Annotated in this window: 1 protein-coding gene; it reads right to left on the bottom strand. The window is 44.9% G+C overall.

Annotated features, from left to right (window positions below; all coding sequences use genetic code 11):
• Positions 1-450: immunoglobulin-like domain-containing protein (locus tag IC221_RS29350; RefSeq protein ID WP_223241540.1), on the bottom strand; the 450-nt coding region annotated here is incomplete at both ends.

The following is a 450-nucleotide window of genomic DNA, read 5'->3' as shown; positions in this document are numbered from 1 at the left end:
AGGTTTGAGGTTACACTTTCAGCATTGTCGCCTTCCGCATACGTGATCATCAAGGCTTCTGAGGCTTCTTGTAATAATTCAGCGATTGTTTTCTCTGCCGCTATTACAGTCACGTCGAACGTTTTGGTCGTCGTTTCCTCTTCCAAACTTAACGTTGCTGTAAGCGTTACCGTTGTAGTTGCTGATGGTCTTGTTACTGTACCGTCTGATGAAATCACTGCTTCATTGGATGAACTCCAAGCCACTGTACTGGCATGTGATGAAGTCAATGGCAACGTAAGGTTTGAGGTTACACTTTCAGCATTGTCGCCTTCCGCATACGTGATCATCAAGGCTTCTGAGGCTTCTTGTAATAATTCAGCGATTGTTTTCTCTGCCGCTATTACAGTCACGTCGAACGTTTTGGTCGTCGTTTCCTCTTCCAAACTTAACGTTGCTGTAAGCGTTACC

Source organism: Flammeovirga sp. EKP202 (assembly GCF_014534745.1).
GTDB lineage: Bacteria > Bacteroidota > Bacteroidia > Cytophagales > Flammeovirgaceae > Flammeovirga.
Note: the sequence above shows the minus strand (reverse complement) of the source record. Positions and strands in the feature narration are given on the sequence as shown.